The following is a 23,447-nucleotide window of genomic DNA, read 5'->3' as shown; positions in this document are numbered from 1 at the left end:
GAACTGCGCGTGCCCCGGCGCATCCGGGGCACGCGCAGTTCCACTGGGGTACGCCGCCGCCCGCCGCGGTGCCGAGCACCTTGAGCAGCACGCGGCGGTCAGCGGTCGGCGAGCCGGTACGCGGTGACTTCGAGCGCGGTGTCGATCACGGTGTAGCCGGGGGTGTGCCAGGTGGTCCCGGTTCCGGAACCGGGAGCGTGCGAACGGGCCGCGGCCTTCGGTGTGTTGGGCTGCGGGGTGTGCGGGTCGCGGTGCGTGGTGCGTACGGTCTGCAGGCTGGTCATGGGGGTCCGCCCTTCGGTGGAGCAGGTGGATGAGTGGGGGGGGAACGGAGAGTTTCGGACATGGCGGTGGCGCACTCCCGGCGCCGCCGCGGCGACCGTGCCGCCCGCGCAGGCCGCCGGGCACCGGCGTACCGGCAGGGCCACATCCCTTGCGGTGCAGGTGAGTTGGAGTGCGGACAGCCGTGGGTACGGCGCTGCCGCGGTCGGCGGGAGCAGGCCGGCGCCCGCCGCGCCGTAGCGCTCCGTACCGCACCGCAGAATCACCGCCCATGAGCGCCGCCGTCACTGGGGCGGGGCGGCACCGGCCCGGTCCATACGGCGTCCGGGGGCATCCCCCGAGACTTCCGGTTCCGGCAACACCCCTGGTGGGAGGGGGCGCCGGGGCGAGGCAGACGGCCGCGGAAACTTCTTCCGGCTGCCGTCCGCCGTCCGTGGTTTCCGGAAGCACGACGGCAACTCCCGTCAGGACGTGGCACCTTGGACGTGTCCGCGCGCTTCTCGGGCCTCCGCCCGGTGTCTTGACGGTGCCCGGAGCCCGCAGTAGGTTCCCGGCCAGTCAACAAACAGGAAACTTTCCTATCAGCTTCTGGCGTCCCGCCCCGCCGACGCCGCCCGGACGGGACGTCCACCCGCCCGCACGTCCCTCGCTCCGCTCACCGCTCCCCCGGGCATGTCCTGCCGCACCTTCCTGACCGGAGGCCCCCATGCGCAAGCACATCCCCATCCGCCCCCATCGCCACTCCCTCCCCAGTCTCGGCGCGTCCGCCCTGGCCGTCGGGCTGCTGCTCGCCGCCGGAACGTCCGGCGCCGCATCGGCGGGCCCCTCCCATCCGCCGCGCCCCGCCGACCGGGCCGCGGCCGGCTCCGTCCCCGGCACACCGGCGACCGTCTCGGACGGCTGGTCCATCCCGTGGGGCCTGAGCTGGCTGCCTGACGGCTCCGCGCTGCTCACCGAGCGGGACACCTTCAAGGTCTTCACGCTCACCCAGGACGGCACGAAGAAGGAGGTCGGCAAGGTGCCGGAGGTGGTGACCACGGGCGGCGAGGGCGGCCTGCTGAGCATCGCCGTGTCCCCGGACTGGAAGAGCGACCACCACGTCTTCGTGATGCACACCGCGTCGGAAGGCAACCGCATCGCCCGGCTGACGTACCAGGACGGCAAGCTCGGCGACTACACCGTGCTGGTCAAGGGGATCAAGAAGAACAAGTACCACAACGGCGGCCGCATCAAGTTCGGCCCCGACGGCTTCCTCTACGCCACCACGGGCGAGGCCCAGACCCCCGACCTGGCGCAGGACAAGAAGTCCCTCAACGGCAAGATCCTGCGGATGACGCCGGACGGCAAACCCGCGCCGGGCAACCCGTTCGGCACCCTCGTCTACTCCTACGGCCACCGCAACCCCCAGGGCCTCACCTGGGACGCCGCCGGCCACCTGTGGGAGGCGGAGTTCGGCGACGCCAAGTACGACGAGCTGAACCTCATCGAACCGGGCAAGAACTACGGCTGGCCCCTCTGCGAGGGCACCTGCTCGACCGACGGGATGACCAGCCCCAAGCGGCAGTGGCCGGTCAAGGATGCCTCCCCCAGCGCCGTCGCGTATGCGGACGGGGCGCTCTACCTGGCGGCGCTGCGCGGCCAGCGGCTCTGGCGCATCCCGGTCGACGGCACCGCCGCCGGCACCCCGAAGGCGTACTACACCAAGGACTACGGGCGGCTGCGCACCGTCGAGGCGGTGCCCGGCAAGAAGGCGCTGTGGCTGACGACGACCAACGCCGACAACAACGGCGACGGCGGCCCCGGCTCGGACAAGGTGTTCCGGATCGACCTGAAGTGAGCAGCGGCGGCCGGGACGCCGGTCCCGTGCGGCGGGCCGGGCGCCGCGGGGCACCGTCGGCAGGAAGTCGCAGAACCTATGTCACCTTTATGACTTTTCGGGCGCAGCCGCACCATGGAGAGTCCCACTCTTGACTTGAGGCAGGCGGCGACCAACCGCCCCTCAGTATGCAAGGAGGGCACTCATGAGCAAGTCGATACGGCGCATTGCCGCGGTTGCGGCTACCGGGCTCCTGGCTGCCGGCGCGCTGGCAGCGGCCGGCGGCGCAGCCTCCGCAGCCCAGATGCCGCAGAGTTCCGCGAGTCATATCGCTGCCGTCAGCACCTACAACTCCCACCACAGCTCCGACAACTGGGGCTGGAATGACGGCGGCGGTCACGGCCACGGCGACAACGGCTACGGCGGCTACGGCCACGGCGACAACGGCGGCTACGGCCACGGCGGCGACCGCGGTGGCGGCGGCGACCACGGCGGCGGCGACCACGGCGGCGGCTACGGCGGCGGTCATGGCGGCGGTGGCGACCGCGGCGGCGGCGGTGGCGGCGACCACGGCGGCGGCGGCGACCACGGCGGCGGCGGTGGCGGCGACCACGGCGGTGGCGGTCACGGTCGGTGACGGGAGGTAGGACTGAGTGAGCGGTTGGCGGTCCGAGCCGGGAAGCGCTCGGCCTGCCAACCGCTCAGTGCTGCGCGGACGCCCGGTCACGCACCCAAGGGAGCGCTCCCCGTCGGGAGCCGCTCTGCCGCACGGCGACGTCGCTCGACCGCGGATCCGAGGCTCCCGTCGCGCGAAGCGGCACCGCGTGCCGGGCACTCGTGGTGGCGGGTGGTGTTCATGTCGCCAGTCTTCGCAAGGCGGCGGCGTCGCTGATTTCGATGGCGCGGTAGGCCAGGCGGATGGTGCCGCGCTGTTCGAGTTCTTTGAGGATCTTGTTGAGGGAGGGGCGGCGGGCGCCGAGCATGGCAGCGAGCGTGCGCTGGGGCAGGCGGACGGTGCCGTCGACGGCTTCATCGAGGAGCAGGCGGGCGGCCTGCTCGATCAGGGTGCCGCCGAGGAGCGTGGTCAGGCGGGCCTGGCTGTGAGCGAGTCGGGTGGAGATGCTGGTCAGCCAGCGGCGGGCGACGGCAGGACGGCTCTGGAGAACGCGGTCGAAGTCGGCGTTCGACAGGTGCAGGAACTCTCCCGCCTCCAGGGCCCGGGTGGTGTAGGGCAGCGGCATGCGCAGCAGCATCTGGACGTCTCCGTCGATGTCCCCGGGGTGCAGGATCTGGACGACGACCTGGCGAGGACCGGAGCCGACGGCAAGCTCGGCGCTGCCGCTGCGCAGGATCCACACCCCGGACGGGGCGGCGCCGGCGGCGGTGACGACGGTCCCGGGGCGTACGGGCACCGGCCGCAGGATGTCGGCGAGCGCCACCACGTCCTCGGCGTGCAGCGGCGCGTGCTCGCCGCGGCCGAGAGACCGGGCCACCCAGGCCGCCGCTTTGAGCTGTTCCTGGGGCGGGTCGGCGAAGGCCCCCGGGCGGCGGCCGTGGTGCTGCGGTTGTGTCATCTGACTGACAGTCCTTCGCGTCGGGGCGGCCCTGGGCGGGTTGCCGGTGTGGTGACAGGGGCGGCCTGGCACCGCGGCTCGTGATGCGCGCCGCGGGGAGAGAGCACGGAGTCCGCAGCGGGTACCGGGTCCGCGGCGGGGACCGTGGTGATGGTTCGCACGAGGGGTATGACGACCACGGTCATGGACATCACGCCGCCGGCCGGGGGGCATGACGACCATCGACGGGACGAGAAGCGCGCCCGGATGCTCGGCATGTTGCTCCACCTGGTGATGACGGGCACGGTGGCCTTCGGCCTGCCGTACGCCGCGGTCTTCCACCGGCTGGTTCCTGCCGGTGCGCAGACCGGCGTTCTGGTCGGACTCGTCCACGGCCTGGTCGTGGGGATGATAGCGATGCCCGTGACGGCGACGGTGCACCCGCGGCTGACGTGCCGAGGCGGTGTCACGCGGGCCACGCCCGGATTCCTGCGGGCCGTCGACGGCGAGGGGCACCTCGCGTCCGGACGAGGCCGCTCAGGAGAGCGCTCCCCCCTGCTTCCGGATATGGGACTGGCCGGTGCATCCAGGCCCCTGGTCAGTAACCCGGCGAGACACTTACGGGTTCCCCCTATTTCTGCCCTTGTGAAGCGAGGGCCGTCGGTTCGAATCCGACAGGGGGCTCTGTGGAGGAGCGCTATGACCTGCGGTTTTATTGCGCTGGGGCGCTGTGATCGGCCCCGGACCCGGCGTCCGGGGCCCAAGTCGGCGTGCAGGGCCCGAGACGGGCGCCGGATCTGCTGACGGCCGGCTCGCACACTGCGCGGACCTTCGTGGCCGCCTCGTGGCCGCGGATGTGGATCGTGGCGAGAGCCGAGTGGCAAGGGAAGCGGACAGTCAGGCGATGCTCCGGAAGCGGTTCAACGCGTAGCCGACCTGTCGCACGGTGCGGATCAGGGCCCGGTGTTCGGGGCCGAGCTTGCGGCGCAGGCGGGCGATGTGGACGTCGACGGTACGCAGGTCGCCCGTAGGCGTCTGCTGCCACACCAGTTCCATCAGCCGGCGTCGGGTGTAGACGCGATCGGGGTGGGCGGCGAGGTGGGCGATCAGCTCGAACTCCATGCAGGTGAGGGCGAGTTGGCGCCTTCGACCGAGGCCCGGCGGGCGCCGCGGTCGACGACGAGACCATCCACCCGGTACACCGGAGCCCGGGGCGGCTCTGCGGCCGCGGGTGAGTGAGGTGACTGCGATACGTGCCAGGTCCTGCCGCGCCCCCGCGGTCCGGGCGTGGGGGTCCGGTCGTGGTGGACACAGTCAGCCGTGCGGTAGCTCAGGGCCATGTTGTTTCCTGTCGGGTCGGCGTGTTGACGACATTCGTGGTCGGGGCATCGGGTGCCGTCGCCGGGTGCCGGTGAGGCACGGCGGGCAGCGGGTTCCGGCCGGAGGGACGGGCCGGATCGGGCGAGGGCGCCATGCCGTCCGCCAAGAAGTCCCCAGGGAGGGAAGGACGTACGGACTCCTTCCGGATGCGGTGTTCGCGGAGCCGCTGGTGCCAGGTGGCTTCGAGGTGGGACCGGCCGTCGGGGCCGGTGACGGTGTGCCAGTGGGCGTGCAGCGGGGCCGGGCCCCGCTCGGCGCGCGCGGAGGGGGTGCGGGCAGCCGCCGGGGCGGGGACGGTGCGGATGACCGTGCTGTCCAGAGGGCTGTCGGCAAGTCGGTGCAGCACTTGGGCGAGCGTTGCCCGCACGGCGCCGCGCTTGTGGGCCGAAGGGCGACCGACGAGCGGGATGTGGCGGGCGGTCAGGACGGACATGGGTAACTCACCTCCGTGCAGGGCGCGTTGTGCGCAGGTGGGAACAGCTGGACGGCGTGCGGGAGCGGGCCGTGGCCGCCTTGGTGATGCGGTGGGCGGCCTACAGCGGCGTCTGGGTGAACTGGCCGGACGGCGGGCGCTTCCGGAAGGGTTGGCGGTGGGCCCGCCCGGGTCAGTTGCCGAGGGCGACCCGGGCGATCTTGATGACGACCAGGATCACCGCGATGAGCAGGTAGGTGCGCAGGGCGCCCATGCCGATCTTGAGGCCGGTGGACATGGCCGGCCGGGTCAGTGTCTCCAGCGGCGGCATCCGCCAGTCGTCGCGGCCGGTGCGGTCGATCGGGTCCTCCTCGGTGGTGGTACGCCGACGTGTGACGGCGTAGCAGGCGGCCAGTACCCCGGCGATACCGCAGCCGGCCATGATGTCGAGGATCGCGCCCGCGCTGATGTCCGGGAAGAGGACCGAGGCGGTCAGGATGATGGACAGCGACACCAGGACACCGACGACCGCCGCGGTGAAGGCATTGGTCTTGGGGCCGTTCACCCACGGCCCGAGGACCTGCTTGTCGTTGCAGAGCAGCAGCAGGAAGACCGAGGCGGACGGCAGCAGGACCCCGGCGAGCGTCTGCACGCCCTGGGTGAGCAGGCCGAGCGGGGAGCCGGGGACGAGCACGATCGCGGCCGCCGTCGCGACCAGGCCGGCGTAGACGGCGTAGAAGCCCTTCGCGCCCTTGACCCCTCGGTGCAGCGAGTGGTTCATCCCGAACACGTCACCGATCGCGTACGCGGTGGACAGGGACACGGCGAACGCGCCGATGATCGAGGCGTCGAGCAGAGTGATCGCGAAGAGCACCCCGGCGGCCTTGCCGGCCTTGGCCTCGATGCCGGCGATCAGGCCCGCGGTGTCGTCGAAGTTCCCGAACCCCTTGGTGCCGGCGAACGCGGCGGCGACCAGGCCCATCATGGCGGCCGCGCCGATGATCACGATCGCGATTCCGATCCACAGGTCGGCCTTCTCGTACCTCATGAAGCGCGGGGTGATGCGCTTGTCGATGACGTACGACTGCTGGAAGAACAGCTGCCAGGGCGCCACCGTGGTGCCCACGATGGCGATGATCAGCAGCATGACGGTGGCCGGCTCGCCGCTGCCGCCGGGGATGGCCGGGACCACGAAGCCGTGCGCCATCTGCGACGCCTTGGGGTGGATCATGAAGTAGAGCGGGACCAGGAGCAGCGAGGCGGCGCACAGGGCGACGGCGATCCGCTCGAAGCGGCGGAAGGAGCCGGTGAACGCGGAGGCGATGATGACGGCGGCGGCCAGGATCACCGAGGCGGCCTTCGGCAGTCCCAGATAGTCGGCGGCCATGGTGATCCCGATGAACTCGGTGACCAGCGTCAGCGCGTTGAGCAGGAACAGGTCGATGACGGAGAACGCGCCCCAGAACTTCCCGAACCGCTCCAGGATCAGGCGCGCGTGCCCGACGCCGGTCACCGCGCCGAGGCGCAGCACCATCTCCTGGTTGACGTACAGGACGGGAATCAGCAGGAGCAGGGTCCACAGCAGCTGGGTGCCGTAGTTCTGCCCGGTCTGCCCGTACGTGGCGAAGGCGCCGGCGTCGTTGTCACCGACCATGACGATCAGGCCGGGGCCGACGATCGCGAGCAGCGTCCTGAGCTTGGCGGACAGGCCGTGGCGCTCACCGGTGTCGTCGTGCTTGATGGTGCCGAGCGCACCGCGGATGTCGCCCACGTGCGCGTCGTCGAGGACTGCGCTGCGCGGTGCCGGAATGGTCTTGTCGTTGATCACGCTGGTCATGGCGGGCCTCCCGATTCCCCCGATGGGGAGAGGTGTTGAGGGCGCGCGGCAGCCGTTCCCGGGGAGCGCGCAGCCCGGCGGCCCGGGACGGCGAAGGCCGTACGGGTGCCTGGAGCGGGAAGTGAGTGCGCGCGGGAGAGGTGGTTACCGCATACCGGAGGTCGAAGAAGACAATCCGGTACGGGGCCTACTGTGGCCCGGTCTACTGCAACCGCAATCCATGTCTCTCGCCTCCCTCCGGCCGGAGCGCACGCAGGCGCTGGACGACGCGGCAAGGAGCGGACCGGCCCGATGGCCGGTTCACCCCAACTCGTCAGAGCTTTGGCACTGCACGGCGTAATCCACCTGTGGGGGAAGCCACTTGGGATCACCCCTTGAGCCGGGGAGATCTGTCCTGAACCTGGGCGTCTCTCGACGTCGTGGGGTCAGTGGCCTGTGTCCGTGCAGACGCCTCACCGAACGAGGTGCCTTCTTCAAACCTCCAGAAGCATAGCGGCATACTTGCGTGATCGCGCAAGTATTTGGCGAAGTCTTGACGCGCCTCGTCAATACCCCTGGTCCACGAGGCCCCCGCGACCCCAGTACGCTCTGCGACGGCACGGTGTCACGGACCTGCCAACCATGACTCGGACGGGATTTTCGATGCGCTACCTGGTACGCGACCGCATGCTGGCCTTTCACGAGGAGGCGTGGATCGAGACCGAGCACCGGGAGAGGCTCTACAAGGTCAACCGGAAACTGCTCCGGCTCCGCACCACCTTCGACCTCGTGGACACCCAGGGCGACCAGGTGGCCAGCATCGTCAAGAAGGCATTCACCTTCCACCACACCCTCTTGATCAAGCAGGGCGGTGAGGTCGTGGGCCGGATCAGCAAGCGGAGGTTCACGCTCTTCGGGGACCGCTTCAAGGTCAGCCTGCAGGACGGCCGCCGCCTGCGGGTAGCCGGCAACCTGTGGGATCGCGAATTCGACATCCAGCACGAAGGCACCACGCTGGCCCATATCTCCCGCCGCTGGTTCAGCATCCGCGACGCCTACGCCGTCGACGTCATGGGCCGGCAGGACGACACACTGCTGGTCATCCTGGCGGTGTGCGTGGACCACATCCTTGAGGACAGCAGAGAGGACGGCTGACCAGCCTCTGAGCTTGGCTTTTCACCTCAAGGCGGCCACCCCGGGAACTGCCGCGCACCGGGCGGCTCCAGCGGCGGCGAGGGCCGCGGCCGTCGCCGCCGCCCTCGTCGCGCTCGGCACCGCAGGGGACGACCACGGCTCCACCCGCATCCCGGCCGCGCTGTGCGGGGGCGCCGACCTCAAGCCGAGCCATGGCCACATCCCCCAGGGCCCCTCGCCCCTGCCGTTCCGGCCGCAGCACACCTGTCCTGGCTAGGGGCTCTTCAAAGTGTCACGCCCACATCAGCAGCGAGGCGAGGGTGGAGACTGTGCCGAGCAATGTATGTGCGACGTCTTCCAGTGATCCGAGCAGCGGGTTCGGGGCGTCGGCGCGCGTGACGAGCACAACCTCGCAGGGATCGGTGTCGACGACGGGCACCAGGGCGATGTCCTCGCGCACAGCGGCGCGTCGATCACTGGGAGGGAAGATCGCGACACAGTGGCCGGTGGCGACGACCTCCAGCTTGTCCTCGTAGCTCTCGTCGATCGCGGGCTGAGGTGGCGCCGACCGGCTTGGGCGTGCTCCGGACAACCGGAGTGCTGACGCAGGCCACCAGTTCCTCGTCCGACAGAGCCCGCAGGCTGACTGCTTCCTCGTTCGCCAGGGGATGACTCACCGATGTGACGAGCACCCGCGGTTCCTCGTGGAGCGTGGTCACTCGGAAGCCGTCCGTGGGGAAGGGGAGGGGTTTGTATGAGATGAGGGTGTCGACTCGCCCCCGGCGGGAGCGCGCGTGTCCCACCAGTCGAGGTGCCGGGTGCGGACCTGGCCAGGACCTGGTCGGCGCTTGATCTCCTTGATCCAGAACATCCGCGCGCGGGTCTCCCGCGAGGACGGGCCGGGCCCTCCGTCGAGGGTGGAGAGCCCGGCCGTTGGGGCGCCGTTCCGTTTCACACCCCCAGGATGCGGGAGAGTCCGTAGTCGAAGCGCTCGTCGAAGGAGGTGTCCTCGAAGTACGCGGCGGCTCGGGACAGTGAGGGGTATTCGCCCGTGTCCAGCCTTCGTGCGAACGCCGGGCCCATCGCGTCAGGAAGCGCCTGTTCCTCCTGAGCCAGCCCCAAGGCGAAGTAGACAAGGCTCCAGCCGGTCCAGACCGCCTCGCGTTCCGCGAGACCGCCGGCCAGCAGCGCCTCGGTCATCAGGTCGGCGAAGCGGAGTGTGGCGGGTTCGGCGGCGTACGTACCGGCCACAATCCTGGCCCCGTCCCGGTGGGCCAGCAGGGCGCGGCGGTAGCGGTGGAGCAGTTCGCGGACCCGTGGTTCCCAGGGCTCGGGCAGTCCGTCCACCGGCGCCCCGGCCACGATCGCGTCCGCCATCAACTCCGACAGCCGCGCCTTGCTCTTCGCATGCCAGAGCACTGTGTTCATCCGGACGCCGAGCCGGTCCGCGATGCCGCGGATCGAGAGCCCGTCCGCGCCTTTCTCCTCCAGCAGTTCCAGGGCCGTTCGCACCACCGTTCCGGGGTCGAGCCGAGTCCGGGCGAGATCCTCCGCTTGCTTCTTGGTCACCGACCTAGTCTACTGGGCGCACCCCACCTTGGTCACTGACCAAGACATTCTTGAGGAGCTGCCATGGAGCACGAGCACGTAGTCATCGCAGGAGGCGGCCCCACCGGGCTGTGGCTGGCCGCCGAACTGCGGCTGGGCGGGACGCCCGTCACCGTCCTGGAAACTCGCCGCGAGCGGGATCCCCACTCCAAGGCCCTCACCATCCATCCGCGCACACTGGAGGCCCTGGCCACCCGGGGCGTGCTGGAGCCCTTCCTCACGGAGGGACGGCGCATCCCCAGCGGCCACTTCGGCGGGCTCGACGACCGGATGGACTTCGGGGTCCTCGACACCCCCTACCCCTTCACACTCGCCCTGCCGCAGGCCCGCACCGAGGAGCTACTGGAGGAGCACGGGAATGCGGCCGGAGCCAAAATCCGGCGGGGGCAGCAAGTGACCGGACTCACCCAGGACGAAGACGGGGTGAGCGTTGAGGCAACCGGCCCCGACGGCCCGTACACACTGCGCGCCGACTACATCGTCGGCTGCGACGGCACCCGAAGCACCGTGCGCGAAGCGGCGGGCATCGACTTCCCCGGCAACGACGCCACCACCTGGGGCTTCCTGGGCGACGTCGTCCTGGACAACCCGCCACAGGAAGCGGTGCTGGCCGTGTCAGGTCCGACCGGCGGCGTCATGATTGTCCCGATGCCGGGCGGCATCCACCGGATCGTCGGCGGTGACCCGGACAGTACCGGTACCGGCCACCCCGGCGAACTCACCCTCGACGGGCTGCGCGCCAAGGTGACCCGGATCGCCGGCACCGACTTCGGCATGCGTGACCCGAGCTGGCTCTCCCGGTTCGGCAACGCCGCCCGCCAGGCCGCCGAGTACCGCAGGGGCCGCGTCCTCCTCGCGGGCGACGCGGCGCACATGCACTACCCGGCCGGAGGCGTGGGCCTCAACGTCGGCATCCAGGACGCCACGAACCTCGGCTGGAAACTGGCCGCCACAGTGGCAGGCACCGCCCCCGCCGGACTCCTGGACAGCTACCACGCCGAACGCCACCCGGTCGGCGCCGACCTACTGCTCAGCACCCGCGCCCAGACGGCACTGATGAACGCCTACTCGGCGGAGGGCCAAGACCTGCGCGCACTCCTGGGCCAACTCATCGCCACCGTACCCGAGTTCTCCCGAAGCCTGGCCGAACGACTTTCCGCACTGGCCGTCACCTACCCGGGCCCCGCACACCACCACCCCCTGACCGGTCACCGCGCACCCAACCTCGAACTCTCCAACAGCACAGACCTCTTCACGCTGCTCCGGACCGGCCGCCACGTCCTGCTGCACTTCACCGGCACCCCGGCACCGCCCTCCACCCCCCACATCATCACGCACACAGCACACCGGCCCGACCCACGCCCCGCCTGGTCCACCGTGCGTGCCGCGCTCATCCGCCCCGACGGCCATGTCGCCTGGGCGAGCGAACAGCCCGACGCCGAAGTTCTGCGGGCCGAGGCGCACGCGGCGGTATCCGCGACTCACCGCTGACCAGGACGCCGTCGATGTCCAAGCCCCCGGCCGTCGGCAGCCGGACTGTTCGCACCGGCCACCTCCCGGACCCGCTTCCGCACTTCGGCCCCTGCTGTACGAATCGCAGTGAGGGGCTTCGGCCCGGAGGCGGCAGGAGCATCAATGAGGCGGGACCGCCCGCCAGCCGTCGACAAGCACCTCTACAAGCAGCGCAACGTCGTCGAGCGTTGCTTCAACCGCTTGAAGCAACGCCGAGGGATCACACCCGCTACGACAAGACCGCCGAGTCCTACCAAGCGGCCGTCCCGGATGTGGGCGTGACATTTGAAGACGGCCCCCAGCGGCATGGCCCGCACCGTCCGGGACGCCGCCCTGCGCCTCGACGTGACCACAGGTAACCACCCCGCAGACCCGAACTCGCTTCGCACGCCCGGGACTTCGTGCGTGGACACCCTCGATCGGCCGCTGCCCGCACTGCGCGTGGGAGTTCTGCGCTCCCTCGGCATATCCGCGCCACGGTCCGAGATGCTGCACGCCCTGGAGCGGACGGCCGGCCTCCTGCGCGACCGGGGCCACATGTCCGGGACGACGAGTCGGCGCTGCCCGGTGCCGCGGACTTCCCCGCGCCCTTCCAGTTGCGGCAGAAGGTCCTGGCCTACAGCCGATTCCTCGGCGTCCTCGACGACTTCACCGCCAGGCGCGGCGACCTCGAACCGTGGTTCGCCGACGTACCCGACGGCGGCCGCACCGTCACCCCCGCCGACTTCGCCGCCTACTGGGCGCACCGGACGCGGCCCAACCAGCCCGGACGGTCTGCCCTGCGCCGTGCAACTCGTCGCCCCGCACCACCGCGAGGACCTCGCACTCGGGGCCGCGCAGGTGGTCGAGTCCACCGAGGGCACGCTGCGTCCACCGGCCTTCGCCACCTCCGCCTGACCCGGCAGCCCGCCGCCGCACGGCCGGACCAACCTTCTTGACCTCAACCGAACTTCAGGTAGAAGTCTGAGGGCATGACCAACAACATCACCGCTTCCCGCGGCTCCGCCCCTTCACGTACGGACTCGTCCGGCCTCCCGCACTCCGGCACCGGCCCGCTGTCCGACGCCGCGCTCGACGAGCTGGCCGAGAGGCTTGCCGTCGCGGCAGCGATCGTCGGCATCGGGGAGTCCACCCGGGCCTCCCGGGAAACCTTCGGCGTGCGGGACCAGCTCTTCCGCCGGCTGGTCCGGCGCCACGGGTTCCGGGCGCTGGCCGTGCAGGACAGTGCCGGGGTCGCCGCCCGCCTCGACGGGTACGTGCGCGGCGGCGAGGGCTCGGCCGGGTCCGCGCTCGACGACGCCTGGCGGCCCTGGCGCACCGCCGAGATGGCCGCGGCGCTGGAGTGGATCCGGGCGTTCAACCAGGAGCACCCGAACGATCCCGTACGGATCTTCGGCGTGAAACCCACGCAGGCGCAGTCCGATGACTACGGCGCCGTCCTGGATCACGTCCGTGCGTCGGCCCCGGAACGGCTGGCGGAAGTGGCCTCCCACCTGGATCCGATCCGGACCGCTCACCACACCGATGAGCACCTGCAGCGGGCCTGGGGAACGCACCCGGGACGCCCGTTCGCCGACCACGCCCACGACGCGCTCGCGCTGATCCGGTCGTTGCCCGACGCCGTCCATGACGACGGCATCCTGGCGCGGATGCGTCGGATCGTGGACTTCCATGAACGCAGCGTCGCCGGACGGGACAACTACGCGGGCGACGCCCCGGTATGGGCGGACGCCCTCGGCGACACGCAGCGCCGGACCGGTCTGCGCATGGTCTATTGGGACGGCATCGCCCATACGTCGGCGGCCGAAACGGTCCTGGGCCCGGCCCCCGAGCGCGGCCCCCAGCCCAGCGTCGGCAGCCTGCTGCGCAAGCGTTACGGCACCCGGTACGTTTCCGTGGCGATCGGCTTCCACCACGGGGATCTCGGTGTCGCCGTCGTCCCGGAGCCGGCCGGAGACCTGATCGACGCGCGGCTCGGCGCGGCGGATCTGCCCGCCCGCTGGCTGGACCTGCGCCACGAAGCGGTACGCCGCCAATGGGACGGACCGGCGAAAGCCCGCGTCATCAGCGGCGTCTACGACCCGTCCCGCGACGACCTCGCACACCTCACCGTCGCTTCCCTCGCCGACGCCTTCGACGTACTCATTCACATCCGCCGGGTGTCTCCGGTGCGTTGGCTGCCGTGAGCGGCGCTCCGCGGACGACCGGCCGACCCGACCCGACCCGTAAGCGGGCGAGGCACATCGCGCCCCGCCGCCTGACCGAGGACCATGCCGTCGCAGATGCGGCCGCAGGGCGGCGACGCGGGATGCGGCATCATGCCGGTGCGCGACATCGAGTGGCTGCGTGACCTGGTCACCGCAAGCTCGTCGCGTGGCAAGGTGATCGATTGTCACCGGAGCGGGGTGGTCAGTAGGTTCGTGTCGTCGGCGGCATGGGATGGGAGTGGTGACGGTGGCGATGCGGGCGGTTCCGCTGGTGGGCGGTCCGGTGGAGTTGCGGGGTGCGCTGGACCTGGAGGTCACGGAGGCGGGGGTGATGCCGCGCCGGTTGCCTGCGTGGACCAAGGAGCAGTACCAGGACCCGTCGGTCTACGGGGTGACCGTGATGCCTTCGGGGGTGCGGCTGGTGTTCCGTACCGACGCGCGTGAGCTGGAGTTGGAGGTGCTCACTTCCACCGGGCAGCTCGACACCGACCCCGAGCCCCGCCCGACCGGGATGCTGGATCTGCTGGTGGACGGCGCACCGGCCGGGCGTCGGCAGGCGCCGGTGGGCAACGTGCTGCGGATGGCGGGCCCCGGGGCCCCGCAGCGGCTGATCCCTGGCGAGCCGGGGACCGTACGGTTCACCGGGCTGCCGGCCGGCATGAAGGACGTCGAGCTGTGGCTGCCGCAGCAGACGCCTACGGAGCTGGTGGCGCTGCGCACTGATGGCGAGGTGCTGGCGCCGCTGCCGGACGGGCGGCGCCGCTGGGTGCACCACGGCAGTTCCATCAGCCACTGCATCGAGGCCGAAGGACCGACCGGCACCTGGCCGGTGGTGGCGGCCGCGCTCGGTGGGGTGGAGGTGATCAACCTCAGCCAGGCGGGCAACGAGATGCTGGATCCCTACGTCGCCCGGACGATCCGCGATCTGCCCGCCGACCTGATCAGCCTCAAGGTGGGCATCAACATCGTGGGCCTGGCCGCCTTCCGGCTGCGGACGTTCGGCCCGGCGGTGCACGGATTCCTGGACACGGTCCGGGACGGGCACCCGGACACCCCGCTCCTGCTGATGTCCCCCGTGAGCTGCCCGGCGTTCGAGGAGACTCCCGGCCCGGCCACGATGGGCCAGGACGGAAAGATCACCGCTCTGGGCGACCCGGCGGATGTGGCCGGCGGGGCGTTGTCGCTTGCGGCGGTCCGTGCCGAGCTGGCCCGGATCGTGGCGGCCCGGCAGGCACACGATCCCCACCTTTACCATCTTGACGGCCGCGAGCTGCTCGGCCCCGACGAGACGGACGACCTGGCCGACGGTCTGCACCCCACCGCCGCCGCCTACCGCCGGATGGGCAAGCGCTTCGCCGCTCACGCCTTCGCGAGCGACGGCCCCTTCCGCTGAACGGCCGGGGCCCGGCATCCGCGTCGGCTGCCGGGCCCTTCCAGAGGCGCATTCGCTCTCACTCCCCCGGCGCCGGGCCCTCCCCCTCGGTCAGCAGCGGCGTCTCGGCCTCGCCCAGCTGCTGATCGGTGCGCAGGGCCTTCACCCGGTCCATCATCCTGGCCACCGCCGACATCGGCAGGGTGTCGACGTAGCTCGAAATGTCGCCGCCGCCTATGTAATTGGGGACCTGCATGCCGGAGATCGCCTTGATGATGCGGATCATCGCGACGTTGTCCCGGCCCAGCGCCTCGATCTCCGCGTCGAGTTCCATGGCGACGCGGCGGCGGTCCACCCGCAGCCGCTGCTCGTCGATCTCCACCTCGGCCTCGGCGTTCTTCCGCTCGTAGGCGAGCAGTTCGCCGCGCTGCTGCGCCTCGAACGTCCGCTTGAGCGCGTCGTTGAGCGCCTCGTCCTCAGCCCGGAACTCGCCGAGTGTGGTCAGCCTGCACCCCGACATACCCGAAATACGTCGCAACGAGCGTGGCAATGACACTGACCACACCGATGACGCCATTCACCGATTCCCAGTTCCACGCCATCGCCCCAGGTTAGTGAGGCGACTGCTGGACGGTGAGTCGATTGCCGGTACGGAACGAGCCCCCGCCCCCGCCCCGCCCGCTTCCGCAGCCCGTCGCCATCCTCAACCCCGCGCCCCGGAACCGGATCCGCCCGGCAACCAGGAAAGACCGCTGCCGCGTTTCGCGGCAGCGGTCTTGTGCGTGCGCCCGGGATGCCCGGTCGTCGAGGCCCGGACGGCGACCGGGCATGAGTAGTTCTACGGATGGCTCACTGTCACCGCGAGCAGGGCGGCCTGCTGCTCTTCATGGTGATGGGTTTCTGTATCGGCGGCTTCGCCATGGCCGGTTGACCGTCGCGGCATCCGACCCGTATCCGGCCCCCAACATTGCGATGAAGAACTGAACTTGGGCGAGGGGCCAGGTTCAGAGGCCGGACGTAGACGGTCAGTTGGCGCTCCGTTGATCTGACCGTGGACGCGTCGGGCTCAAGCAGCTCGGGTGTCGAAATAGTGGCCGTGGTCGAGGTCGTCGATGAGGCCGGGGCCGGTGGGGTGCCACCCCAGCAGTTCGCGGGTCAGTGCGTTGGATGCCGGGGCGTCGGCGGCGAGGAAGCGGCCCAGCCAGCCGAAGTGCTCGTCCGTGTCCTCGGTGGGTATGGAGGCCACGGGCAGGCCGAGGTGGCGGCCGATGACCTCCGCGAGGGTGCGGTTCGGCACGCCCTCTTCTGCGGCGCCGTGCAGCACCGATCCGGCCGGGGCCTTCTCCAGTGCCAGCCGGAACAGCCGTGCCGCATCGAGCCGGTGCACCGCGGGCCAGCGGCGGGAGCCGTCGCCGAGGTAGCCGGATACCCCCTTCTCTCGGGCGATCTCGATCAGCCTCGGGACGAACGCCCGGTCACCCTCGTCGTGGACCGAGGCCGCGAGACGTACGAGGGACGAACGCACGCCGCGTCCGGCGAGTTCGGTCACCGCACGCCCGGCGGCTTCCCGGGGGCTCCCGCCCGAGCCGGCATCGGGCTGGTCCCGCTCGGTCGCCACCCGTCCCCGGGCGACCCCGAGCAGTCCGGAGGCGACGACGAGGGGGCGGTCGGAGCCCTCAAGCGCGGCGCCGAAGGCTTCGATGGCGCGCAGATCGGTCTTGACGGCGCCCTCGTAGTCCGAGAAGTCGTGGATGAAGGCGAGGTGCACGACCCCGTCGGCCGCGGCAGCACCCGCGCGCAGGCTGTCGGAATCATCGAGGGCGCCGCGGTGCACCTCGGCCCCGGCGGCGGCGATTTTTTCGGCCGAGGCATCCGAGCGGGCGAGTCCGACGACCTGGTGGCCCGCGCGGAGGAGTTCGGGGACGACGGCGGAGCCGATGAAGCCGGAGGCGCCGGTGACGAATACACGCATCAGTGAGATCTCCAGGTAGCGGCCTGTCCGCGGCGCAGGGGTACGCCAGGACAAGTCGATGTCAGTGACTGTCATCGCACCGTACACTCGATGTCAGCTGCTGTCATCACGTAGAATCGAGCCATGGGTCGATGGGAACCGGGCGCGCGTGAGCGGCTTGCACGGGCAGCGTTGGAGCTCTACGTGGAGCAGGGGTTCGAGCAGACCACGGTGGCGGAGATCGCCCACCGGGCGGGGCTCACGGAGCGGACGTTCTTCCGCTATTTCGCCGACAAGCGCGAGGTGCTGTTCTCGGGGCAGGCCGAGTTGCTCGACGCCTGCGTGAACGGCATCGTCTGCGCGCCCGAAGCCGCGGCCCCGATCGACGCGGTCATCGCGGCCCTCCAGGCCGCCTCCGCCCGATTCGAAGAACGCCGCGAACTCTCCCGGCAGCGCCAGACCGTGATCACCGCGAACACCGGGCTCCAGGAACGCGAACTGCTGAAGCTCGCCTCGCTCGCCTCCGCAACGGCCGACGCGCTGCGCCGGCGTGGCATCACGGAGCCCACCGCGAGCCTGGCCGCCGAGGCCGGGGTCGCGGTCTTCAAGGTCGCGTTCGAGCGGTGGCTCGGCGCATCCGGCGGCCGGACGCTGTCCGACCTCATCCGCGATTCCCTCGACCACCTCAAGTCCGCGACCGCGGGGTAGGGCATGTCCGATGGGGCGCCGCGACATCATCTCCCGGTCCGGGCAGTGCCGTTCGGGGCAACGACGGGGTGTCTCCGGCTGCCGGCCGGCGCCCCTCCGCCTCATTCCTCTTCGCCGTACGTCTGGAGGGCGGGGAAGACGTCCACCATGTCCTCCGTGCAGGCCAGGTCCCGCCCGGTGAGGGCGCGTACTCCGGCGATCCGTTCCGCAGGGTGTTGACGCGGACGTGCAGTTCCGCGGCCGTCTCCGTCCAGCGCATGCCCGAGCGCATGAACACCGCCAGGCTGCGCATCAGGTCGCTGTGGTGCGTCCGGTCGTACTCCTCGACCGGGCCGAGGACGGAATTCGCGAACTGGCGGCGGGTCTCGCGGTCCAGCAGCGCGAGCAGCAGCCGGTGCGCACTCGCGTCGGCGAACGACACCGCCTGATGCCCTTGCCTGCGACGCTGCGCCACCCGGTCGACATCCCTGCCTGGAGCAGGCTGCGGCGCAGCACCTGGTGGCCGCCGGCGACCTGGCCGACCCCGATCACCACGCGCTGTCCGCGCACCGTCTGTCGCAGGCAGGTGAACAGCCCGTCGGCCAGGCCGGACGGCTCGGTGTCCGCGCTGTACAGGCCGACGACCGTCACCACGTCCTGGCCGGATCCGGCGACCACCGACGGGACGCCCTGCTGGACGAGGCACTCGGTGATGGCGGCGGGCAGCGCGGCCAGGGTGGACGCGGCCGCAGGGGTGTCGGGCACGACGGCGAGGACGGCGAGCGGCCCGTCGGGGTCGATGCCGAACGAGCCCAGGCGTGCGGCCAGTTCCTCGGCCCGGTGTGGTCCGCTGAGGATCATGTCGAGGATAGACACCTCGCCCGGCGTGCCCGCCCCCCTTATCCCCTCGTGCGACCACAACCGCTACCAGCCGCTCGGTCAACCGGGCAGCCACGCGAACTGCTGCGACAACATGACGGAGGCCGACGTGACGGTGGTGCTGTCCGCCTGCCCCAGGACCTGGTCCCGGTCAACGGTGAGCAACAGCAACCGGCGGAGATCCACTACCGGTTGCTCGGCCGAGCGGCAGAGACGGAGGTCTGGCAGGTGTGGAAACGCCTCTGTGGGACGTCGGTTCGGGCCGCCTGCTAAGGTCACCGTCATCAGTGAAGCCTCCCCGGCCGGATGCACGTCCGTCGGGGAGGCTTTTTCGTGTCCTGGAGCCGACCGGCACCGGAAAGGAGTCTCATGTCAGACGTATCCGTGCGCCGCGCAAACGCCGCCGACCGCCCCGTCCTGGAGCGGCTCTGGCTGATGTTCCGCCACGACCTGTCCGAGTTCCGCGGACAACTGCCGTACCCGGACGGCACGTTCCGCAGCGATCGGGTTGACGATGCCTTCACCGGCGCCGACTGGGCGCCCTACCTTCTGACCAGCGGCGAAAGCCCGGTCGGTCTCGCGTTCGTCCGCAGCCTGACGGGTCCGACGCGGGTATTGAACAGCTTCTTCGTGGTGCGTGGCGCGCGGAGAACGGGGATCGGGCTGCGGGCCGCACGAATGGTCGTGGCCGAGCACCCGGGGCCGTGGGAAATCGCCTTTCAGGACGACAACGTGACCGCCGTACGTTTCTGGCGTCGCGTCGCCACCGAGATCGCCGGCGACGCATGGACCGAGGAGCGCAGGCCGGTTCCCGGCCGGCCGGACCTGCCGCCAGACGTCTGGGTCTCGTTCAACGTCCCGGCGAGGAGCGGCAGTTGACTCTGCTTCACTCTCCCTGCGACCACGCGGCCACCGGGAGCGACAAGTAGACGCCGAAGTCGCGGAGTCCGGTCGCGGCCCCGATGGCGTCGTGCAGCAGATCCACGCGTTCCTGACGGTTGGCGGCTCTGCTCTCGAACCACTTGGACCGCACCTCGATCACGAGATCCAAGCCGCAGCGGTCCAACGGCCCCAGCCTTCGGAAGCGGATCTCCACATCGCCCGGCTGCAGGTCCCCGTCGTACGGTTCCTCGGGGCACTCCACGGCCTTGGACACCAAGTGCGGCAACACCGAGCCGAGTTCGTGGAGCTTGGGTTCTGCGACCTCTGGCGCGTAGGTGACTTCGACGAGCGGCATCGGATCAGTTTAGGCCAGGCCGATCCGGGGCGGGCAGCCGGAGAGGCGGTCGGGCGCGGTAACAGAAGGGCGCGGATCAGCAGGAGGGCGCAGCCGGGCTCCCCAGTTCCGGCGAGCCCGGCTGCGCCGGCAGGTCCGGCGGACCGGTCCCCGCCCGATTCCCGACTCGATGCGGGGTGAGTCCTTTGGGGCAATGGCCTGCGACCGGGTCCGGGCCCACAGCCCTGCCCCATGCCTCCAGTGGCTCCCGTGCCGGCGAACTCCTCGGGGGCACCCCGGGAGACACCGACTGGGCCGAGCAGTTGATCTGGGTGATCACGAGCCGACGCGAAGGCCGGCTCGGCGAGGTCGAAGGGCCACGGGTCAGCCTCGCTGGGGCAGAAGAGAAGATCGCCCAGCTCGATGCCCGTCAGGAGCGCAGGTCATCGAGGGTGTTCCTCGGAGTCCCCTCGTTCGGCCAAATCGGAGCTCGACCAGGCGGTGAGCCCTGGTCATGAGTCGCCCTGCGCTTTGCGGGCGAGCAGTTGAATCTCCTGGAACTGCCGTCGGTCGGTGGGCTGAGGCTCACGAATCATCCGGGCCACCTCGGCCAACCCGGACTTGCGCAGCATCGCGGCGAGGTGATCGGGCCACCACCGATAGGCCGGCGCGACTGTGTGATCGAAGACCTGCGTCGGGTGAGACGGATCATCGCTGGCCGAAAAGCCGACCAGAAGGTGACCGCCAGGTGCCAGCACACGGTGGAACTCCGCCAGGATGACGGGGAGTTCCTGCGGCGGAGTATGGATGATGGACCAACGGGAGAGTACGCCGCCCAGCACGCCGTCAGCGATGTTCAACGCGGCCATCGAGCCCACGTCGAACCGCAGGTCCGGATAAGCCTGTCGAGCCAACTTGATCATCGCAGGCGAGGCATCAACGCCAAAGGCCGCCATCCCCAACTCGTCCAGATGAGCGGTGATATGGCCAGGCCCACACCCCAGGTCCGCGACTTGACCGTCCCCACTCGCCCGTACGACCTCGGCGAAGGCACCCAAGATCGCGCGGTCCAGGGGGCTGTCACGCAGCGTGTCGCGGAACAGCTCCGCATAGGTGGGGGCAGCGGCGTCGTAAGCCTCGCGGGTGGCGCTGAGGGCGTCGTGTTCGACCATGCTCGCGACAGTAGTTCCTGGCCCCGAGGCGAGCCAAGAGAATCACGATCTTCCCTGCCCGCCCGTTCGCACCGGGCTGTCGCCAGGGCGCTTCTGACGGCACCTGCTGGAGCTAGCGACGGGGCTGCCGGTGTCCACCGCCGTCACGCTGCACGACCTGAACCTGGCCGCGGCGTTCGGCAACCGGCTCGTGGTGCTGCCGCGGGGCGCGGTCGTGGCGGCCGGGCCGCCGGCCGAGGTGCTCACCGCGGCCCTGATCGAGCGGGTGTGGGGCGTGCGGGCCGACGCGGATGTGGTGGACGGGGTCGCCCCGATCCGTTTCCTGCGCGGCCTCGGGCGGCGGAGGGGGCCGGGATGCCATAGGAATGCCCTATAGCACCTGCTGACATTTCGTCTTTGCCTCTCATTCTTTTCCGGCCGTACCGTGAAACAGCTCGACGAGGTGCTCACCGCGATTTCTCCGAAGATTCGCGCTCTGCGCACGTCGATCCTTCTTCCGTCGAGCGGACGAACAAATAATCGAGAGGACCAGCGACATGACCACAATGGAAAACGGATCGGGAACGCGAGAACTCACGGGAAAGCGGGCCCTGGTCACGGGTGGTTCTCGCGGAATCGGAGCGGCCGTCGTACGCCAACTCCTGGACGCGGGCGCCGAGGTGCTCACGACCGCCAGGTCGGCGACGAGCACGGTGCCGGAGGGGGCCACCTTCGTGGAGGCCGACGTGCGGACACGGGCTGGAGCGGAGGCGCTCGCCGCGGCCGCGCAGGAGGTGCTCGGCGGGGTGGACGTCCTGGTCCACAACGTGGGTGGGGCGCAACCGTACAAGGGCGCTTTGGCCATCCCTGACGAGGAGTGGCAGGACGCGCTGGACTTGAACTTCCTGGCGTCGGTGCGGCTGGACTCGCTGCTGGCACCGGGGATGCGGGAACGGCGTTCGGGGGTGATCGTGCACGTCTCCTCGGCCGCGGTCCCCACCGTGGCACCACCGTTCCTGCACTACGTGACGGCGAAGGCGGCGCTGGAGACCTACAGCCGGGGACTGGCCTCGGAGCTGGCCCCGTTCGGAATCCGGGTCAACACCGTGTCTCCCGGCAGAACCGCCACCCCCGGCGGCGAAGCAACGCGGGAGCAGTGGGCGCGCCTGGACGCGGGGCCGGGCCAGGACAACACCAGCCCCCCGCTGGGGCGCGATGGTCAGCCCGACGACATCGCCCACGCGGTGCTGTTCCTCCTGTCCGACCGGGCGAGCTGGCTGACCGGGAGCAATCTCGTGGTGGACGGTGGCGAATTCCCCAGAGGATGACGCCGCCGGAATTCCGAAACGCCGGTTTCGACAGAAAGAATTCAGCGGCGCCCGCTTCCTTCTCGGCTGTCAGGACACCGGTGAGAAGAAAGCGGGCTCGGACCAGGTCTCCTGACGCAGGAGTTCGAGCAGGGCCGTCTCCGCCGGGCCGGCGCCGTGCCGGACCACGGCGATGACGGGCTGGGACACGACCGGGAACACCGGGCGAACAAGGTGCTCGTGACCGTGGGGTACCGCGGAGGCCGGGACGAGCGTCACCCCCAGCCCGTGGGCGGCCCAGCGCACGGCCGTCGCCGTCTGGGACACGCGGGCGGCCGTGGTCGGGGTCAGATCGTTGTCCCGCAGCACGTTCAGCAGCACGCCGTCGAGCGCGCTGTCGCGGTCGAACCTCACCCACGGCTCCCCCTCCAGTTCGCGCAGCTCGACCCGGTCCACGGCGAGCTGCCGGTGCCCGGCGCCCAGCACCACGACGAACTCCTCGTCGCCGAGGTGGTGGGCGTCGGCGGGGCTCTGCTCGCACGCCGCCATCAGGGCGAGGTCCAGCACGCCCCGGCGCCCCAGCCGCTCCAGCTCGGCGGAGCTCGGCTCCTCGAAGACGGTGACCTCCAGCCGCGGGAAGCGGCGCCGCAGCGCGCCCAGCGCACCCGGCAGCTGCCGTGTGCCAAAGCCCATCTGCACCGCGACCATCAGCTCGCCCACCAGCTCATCGGCACCGGCCCGCGCCGTCGCCCTCGCCCGCCGCGACGCGCTCACCGCGATCTCCGCCTCCCGCAGGAACGCGCGGCCGACCACGGTGGGCACCAGTCCGGTCGGCGTGCGGGCGAACAGTTCCACGCCGAGTTCCCGCTCCAGGCCGCGGATCTGCTGGGACACCGACGGCTGAGCGACGTGCAGCAGCTCCGCCGCCGCCGTCACCGAGCCCTCCTCGGCAACGGCCAAGGCGTACTCGTACTGACGAAGGCTCATCGGCTCCCGTCCCCTCCCTGCGGTGGACCGCGGTCCACCCCGTTGTCATCGTCGTAAGAGTAAGTGAGCACTTTTCAACCTCGGTTGACCGGTGCCCGAGGACGACGGCTCGGCCGAAGCCGCGATGCGCGAGATGCCGGCCCCGCGCTACAACACGCGCGTCCTTCCTGTCGCTGC

At 70.6% G+C, this 23,447-nt stretch carries 25 protein-coding genes, 3 pseudogenes and 1 riboswitch; of the genes and pseudogenes, 13 read left to right on the top strand and 15 right to left on the bottom strand.

Going from position 1 to position 23,447, the window contains the following annotated elements; all coding sequences use genetic code 11:
- Positions 1 to 91 (bottom strand): annotated as a pseudogene (locus tag LIU39_RS29820) (pyrroloquinoline quinone biosynthesis protein PqqB); the annotation flags it as partial.
- 7 nt (positions 92 to 98) lie between these two features.
- Entirely contained in the window at positions 99 to 284 is a 186-nt protein-coding gene (pqqA, locus tag LIU39_RS29815) for a pyrroloquinoline quinone precursor peptide PqqA (RefSeq protein WP_308409429.1), read from the bottom strand.
- A 704-nt stretch (positions 285 to 988) separates the two neighbouring features.
- On the opposite strand from pqqA, the gene LIU39_RS29810 reads away from it, so the two are divergent.
- The gene (locus tag LIU39_RS29810) at positions 989 to 2,119 is read left to right on the top strand and encodes a PQQ-dependent sugar dehydrogenase (protein WP_227050042.1); all 1,131 of its coding nucleotides are present in this window, start codon (positions 989 to 991) and stop codon (positions 2,117 to 2,119) included.
- 184 nt (positions 2,120 to 2,303) lie between these two features.
- Positions 2,304 to 2,735, top strand: coding sequence for a hypothetical protein (locus LIU39_RS29805; protein WP_227050041.1), 432 nt, complete (start codon positions 2,304 to 2,306; stop codon positions 2,733 to 2,735).
- Between the two features lie 217 nt (positions 2,736 to 2,952).
- Here the strand turns inward: LIU39_RS29805 and LIU39_RS29800 are convergent, their stop codons facing one another.
- The 4 genes from LIU39_RS29800 to LIU39_RS29785 form a co-directional block, all read right to left on the bottom strand.
- On the bottom strand, positions 2,953 to 3,672 hold the full coding sequence (locus LIU39_RS29800; protein ID WP_227050040.1) for a Crp/Fnr family transcriptional regulator: 720 nt from the start codon (positions 3,670 to 3,672) through the stop codon (positions 2,953 to 2,955).
- Between the two features lie 876 nt (positions 3,673 to 4,548).
- On the bottom strand, positions 4,549 to 4,773 hold the full coding sequence (locus LIU39_RS29795; protein WP_372464097.1) for a winged helix-turn-helix domain-containing protein: 225 nt from the start codon (positions 4,771 to 4,773) through the stop codon (positions 4,549 to 4,551).
- A gap of 208 nt (positions 4,774 to 4,981) precedes the next feature.
- A complete protein-coding gene (locus tag LIU39_RS29790) occupies positions 4,982 to 5,464 on the bottom strand; it encodes a hypothetical protein (protein WP_227050039.1) in 483 nt (160 codons plus the stop codon).
- Positions 5,465 to 5,636: 172 nt separating this feature from the next.
- Positions 5,637 to 7,280, bottom strand: a complete 1,644-nt coding sequence (locus tag LIU39_RS29785; protein ID WP_227050038.1) for an NRAMP family divalent metal transporter — start codon at positions 7,278 to 7,280, stop codon at positions 5,637 to 5,639.
- A 297-nt stretch (positions 7,281 to 7,577) separates the two neighbouring features.
- Positions 7,578 to 7,751: riboswitch (M-box (ykoK) riboswitch) on the bottom strand.
- Between the two features lie 150 nt (positions 7,752 to 7,901).
- Here LIU39_RS29785 and LIU39_RS29780 point away from each other — a divergent pair.
- Together LIU39_RS29780 and LIU39_RS35370 are read left to right on the top strand one after the other, a co-directional pair.
- Positions 7,902 to 8,414, top strand: coding sequence for an LURP-one-related/scramblase family protein (locus tag LIU39_RS29780; protein WP_227050037.1), 513 nt, complete (start codon positions 7,902 to 7,904; stop codon positions 8,412 to 8,414).
- A gap of 13 nt (positions 8,415 to 8,427) precedes the next feature.
- Positions 8,428 to 8,670, top strand: a complete 243-nt coding sequence (locus LIU39_RS35370; protein ID WP_308409428.1) for an amidase family protein — start codon at positions 8,428 to 8,430, stop codon at positions 8,668 to 8,670.
- Between the two features lie 15 nt (positions 8,671 to 8,685).
- Here the strand turns inward: LIU39_RS35370 and LIU39_RS29770 are convergent, their stop codons facing one another.
- From LIU39_RS29770 to LIU39_RS29760, 3 genes are all read right to left on the bottom strand, one after another.
- Positions 8,686 to 8,985, bottom strand: a complete 300-nt coding sequence (locus LIU39_RS29770; RefSeq protein WP_227050048.1) for a hypothetical protein — start codon at positions 8,983 to 8,985, stop codon at positions 8,686 to 8,688.
- A complete protein-coding gene (locus LIU39_RS29765; protein WP_227050036.1) occupies positions 8,867 to 9,196 on the bottom strand; it encodes a LysR family transcriptional regulator substrate-binding protein in 330 nt (109 codons plus the stop codon). The genes LIU39_RS29770 and LIU39_RS29765 overlap by 119 nt, the downstream gene beginning before the upstream one ends.
- Positions 9,197 to 9,344: 148 nt before the next feature.
- On the bottom strand, positions 9,345 to 9,962 hold the full coding sequence (locus LIU39_RS29760) for a TetR/AcrR family transcriptional regulator C-terminal domain-containing protein (RefSeq protein ID WP_227050035.1): 618 nt from the start codon (positions 9,960 to 9,962) through the stop codon (positions 9,345 to 9,347).
- A gap of 63 nt (positions 9,963 to 10,025) precedes the next feature.
- On the opposite strand from LIU39_RS29760, the gene LIU39_RS29755 reads away from it, so the two are divergent.
- The 5 genes and pseudogenes from LIU39_RS29755 (at position 10,026) to LIU39_RS29730 (ending at position 15,113) form a co-directional block, all read left to right on the top strand.
- Positions 10,026 to 11,492 (top strand): FAD-dependent monooxygenase, encoded by a 1,467-nt coding sequence (locus tag LIU39_RS29755; RefSeq protein ID WP_227050034.1) that lies wholly within the window; start codon positions 10,026 to 10,028, stop codon positions 11,490 to 11,492.
- Between the two features lie 183 nt (positions 11,493 to 11,675).
- Positions 11,676 to 11,872, top strand: a pseudogene (locus tag LIU39_RS35720) (hypothetical protein); the annotation flags it as partial.
- Positions 11,820 to 12,038 (top strand): annotated as a pseudogene (locus tag LIU39_RS35715) (amidase family protein); the annotation flags it as partial. The pseudogenes LIU39_RS35720 and LIU39_RS35715, both read left to right, overlap by 53 nt.
- 446 nt (positions 12,039 to 12,484) lie before the next feature.
- On the top strand, positions 12,485 to 13,699 hold the full coding sequence (locus tag LIU39_RS29735; RefSeq protein WP_227050033.1) for an erythromycin esterase family protein: 1,215 nt from the start codon (positions 12,485 to 12,487) through the stop codon (positions 13,697 to 13,699).
- 274 nt (positions 13,700 to 13,973) lie between these two features.
- Positions 13,974 to 15,113 carry a GDSL-type esterase/lipase family protein gene (locus LIU39_RS29730; RefSeq protein WP_227050046.1) on the top strand — a complete coding sequence of 380 codons (1,140 nt, stop codon included), beginning with the start codon at positions 13,974 to 13,976 and terminating at the stop codon, positions 15,111 to 15,113.
- A 58-nt stretch (positions 15,114 to 15,171) separates the two neighbouring features.
- Here LIU39_RS29730 and LIU39_RS29725 read toward each other — a convergent pair whose 3' ends face one another.
- Positions 15,172 to 15,612, bottom strand: coding sequence for a hypothetical protein (locus tag LIU39_RS29725; protein WP_227050032.1), 441 nt, complete (start codon positions 15,610 to 15,612; stop codon positions 15,172 to 15,174).
- A 546-nt stretch (positions 15,613 to 16,158) separates the two neighbouring features.
- Positions 16,159 to 17,064, bottom strand: a complete 906-nt coding sequence (locus tag LIU39_RS29720; RefSeq protein ID WP_227050045.1) for an SDR family oxidoreductase — start codon at positions 17,062 to 17,064, stop codon at positions 16,159 to 16,161.
- 123 nt (positions 17,065 to 17,187) lie between these two features.
- Between LIU39_RS29720 and LIU39_RS29715 the strand changes: the two genes are divergently transcribed.
- Positions 17,188 to 17,751: a TetR family transcriptional regulator gene (locus LIU39_RS29715; protein WP_227050031.1), complete on the top strand. Its 564-nt coding sequence runs from the start codon at positions 17,188 to 17,190 to the stop codon at positions 17,749 to 17,751.
- A 291-nt stretch (positions 17,752 to 18,042) separates the two neighbouring features.
- Here the strand turns inward: LIU39_RS29715 and LIU39_RS29710 are convergent, their stop codons facing one another.
- Complete coding sequence (locus tag LIU39_RS29710) at positions 18,043 to 18,606, bottom strand: hypothetical protein (RefSeq protein ID WP_227050030.1); 564 nt, start codon at positions 18,604 to 18,606, stop codon at positions 18,043 to 18,045.
- Positions 18,607 to 18,978: 372 nt separating this feature from the next.
- Here LIU39_RS29710 and LIU39_RS29705 point away from each other — a divergent pair, with 372 nt between their 5' ends.
- On the top strand, positions 18,979 to 19,488 hold the full coding sequence (locus LIU39_RS29705) for a GNAT family N-acetyltransferase (RefSeq protein ID WP_227050044.1): 510 nt from the start codon (positions 18,979 to 18,981) through the stop codon (positions 19,486 to 19,488).
- Between the two features lie 7 nt (positions 19,489 to 19,495).
- On the opposite strand, the gene LIU39_RS29700 is transcribed toward LIU39_RS29705, so the two are convergent.
- Together LIU39_RS29700 and LIU39_RS29695 are read right to left on the bottom strand one after the other, a co-directional pair.
- The gene (locus LIU39_RS29700; RefSeq protein ID WP_227050029.1) at positions 19,496 to 19,846 is read right to left on the bottom strand and encodes a hypothetical protein; all 351 of its coding nucleotides are present in this window, start codon (positions 19,844 to 19,846) and stop codon (positions 19,496 to 19,498) included.
- A gap of 491 nt (positions 19,847 to 20,337) precedes the next feature.
- Complete coding sequence (locus LIU39_RS29695; protein WP_227050028.1) at positions 20,338 to 20,997, bottom strand: class I SAM-dependent methyltransferase; 660 nt, start codon at positions 20,995 to 20,997, stop codon at positions 20,338 to 20,340.
- 130 nt (positions 20,998 to 21,127) lie between these two features.
- On the opposite strand from LIU39_RS29695, the gene LIU39_RS29690 reads away from it, so the two are divergent.
- Both LIU39_RS29690 and LIU39_RS29685 read left to right on the top strand, forming a co-directional pair.
- Positions 21,128 to 21,373: a hypothetical protein gene (locus LIU39_RS29690; RefSeq protein WP_227050027.1), complete on the top strand. Its 246-nt coding sequence runs from the start codon at positions 21,128 to 21,130 to the stop codon at positions 21,371 to 21,373.
- Between the two features lie 160 nt (positions 21,374 to 21,533).
- A complete protein-coding gene (locus LIU39_RS29685) occupies positions 21,534 to 22,304 on the top strand; it encodes an SDR family oxidoreductase (RefSeq protein ID WP_227050026.1) in 771 nt (256 codons plus the stop codon).
- A 69-nt stretch (positions 22,305 to 22,373) separates the two neighbouring features.
- On the opposite strand, the gene LIU39_RS29680 is transcribed toward LIU39_RS29685, so the two are convergent.
- Entirely contained in the window at positions 22,374 to 23,270 is an 897-nt protein-coding gene (locus tag LIU39_RS29680; RefSeq protein WP_227050025.1) for a LysR family transcriptional regulator, read from the bottom strand.
- Between the last annotated feature and the right edge of the window lie 177 nt (positions 23,271 to 23,447).

It is taken from the genome of Streptomyces pinistramenti (assembly GCF_020564935.1).
Lineage (GTDB): Bacteria > Actinomycetota > Actinomycetes > Streptomycetales > Streptomycetaceae > Streptomyces > Streptomyces pinistramenti.
Note: the sequence above shows the minus strand (reverse complement) of the source record. Positions and strands in the feature narration are given on the sequence as shown.

What these genes read in the sequence shown, in the direction of transcription:
- pqqA (WP_308409429.1), bottom strand. Translation starts at nt 284, where the DNA reads ATGACCAGCCTGCAGACCGTACGCACCACGCACCGCGACCCGCACACC.
- LIU39_RS29755 (WP_227050034.1), top strand. Translation starts at nt 10,026, where the DNA reads ATGGAGCACGAGCACGTAGTCATCGCAGGAGGCGGCCCCACCGGGCTG.
- LIU39_RS29720 (WP_227050045.1), bottom strand. Translation starts at nt 17,064, where the DNA reads ATGCGTGTATTCGTCACCGGCGCCTCCGGCTTCATCGGCTCCGCCGTC.
- LIU39_RS29785 (WP_227050038.1), bottom strand. Translation starts at nt 7,280, where the DNA reads ATGACCAGCGTGATCAACGACAAGACCATTCCGGCACCGCGCAGCGCA.
- LIU39_RS29725 (WP_227050032.1), bottom strand. Translation starts at nt 15,612, where the DNA reads ATGTCGGGGTGCAGGCTGACCACACTCGGCGAGTTCCGGGCTGAGGAC.
- LIU39_RS29730 (WP_227050046.1), top strand. Translation starts at nt 13,974, where the DNA reads ATGCGGGCGGTTCCGCTGGTGGGCGGTCCGGTGGAGTTGCGGGGTGCG.
- LIU39_RS29805 (WP_227050041.1), top strand. Translation starts at nt 2,304, where the DNA reads ATGAGCAAGTCGATACGGCGCATTGCCGCGGTTGCGGCTACCGGGCTC.
- LIU39_RS29780 (WP_227050037.1), top strand. Translation starts at nt 7,902, where the DNA reads ATGACTCGGACGGGATTTTCGATGCGCTACCTGGTACGCGACCGCATG.
- LIU39_RS29795 (WP_372464097.1), bottom strand. Translation starts at nt 4,773, where the DNA reads ATGGAGTTCGAGCTGATCGCCCACCTCGCCGCCCACCCCGATCGCGTC.
- LIU39_RS29685 (WP_227050026.1), top strand. Translation starts at nt 21,534, where the DNA reads ATGACCACAATGGAAAACGGATCGGGAACGCGAGAACTCACGGGAAAG.
- LIU39_RS29680 (WP_227050025.1), bottom strand. Translation starts at nt 23,270, where the DNA reads ATGAGCCTTCGTCAGTACGAGTACGCCTTGGCCGTTGCCGAGGAGGGC.
- LIU39_RS29695 (WP_227050028.1), bottom strand. Translation starts at nt 20,997, where the DNA reads ATGGTCGAACACGACGCCCTCAGCGCCACCCGCGAGGCTTACGACGCC.
- LIU39_RS29790 (WP_227050039.1), bottom strand. Translation starts at nt 5,464, where the DNA reads ATGTCCGTCCTGACCGCCCGCCACATCCCGCTCGTCGGTCGCCCTTCG.
- LIU39_RS29705 (WP_227050044.1), top strand. Translation starts at nt 18,979, where the DNA reads ATGTCAGACGTATCCGTGCGCCGCGCAAACGCCGCCGACCGCCCCGTC.
- LIU39_RS29715 (WP_227050031.1), top strand. Translation starts at nt 17,188, where the DNA reads ATGGGTCGATGGGAACCGGGCGCGCGTGAGCGGCTTGCACGGGCAGCG.
- LIU39_RS29735 (WP_227050033.1), top strand. Translation starts at nt 12,485, where the DNA reads ATGACCAACAACATCACCGCTTCCCGCGGCTCCGCCCCTTCACGTACG.
- LIU39_RS29700 (WP_227050029.1), bottom strand. Translation starts at nt 19,846, where the DNA reads ATGCCGCTCGTCGAAGTCACCTACGCGCCAGAGGTCGCAGAACCCAAG.
- LIU39_RS29800 (WP_227050040.1), bottom strand. Translation starts at nt 3,672, where the DNA reads ATGACACAACCGCAGCACCACGGCCGCCGCCCGGGGGCCTTCGCCGAC.
- LIU39_RS29810 (WP_227050042.1), top strand. Translation starts at nt 989, where the DNA reads ATGCGCAAGCACATCCCCATCCGCCCCCATCGCCACTCCCTCCCCAGT.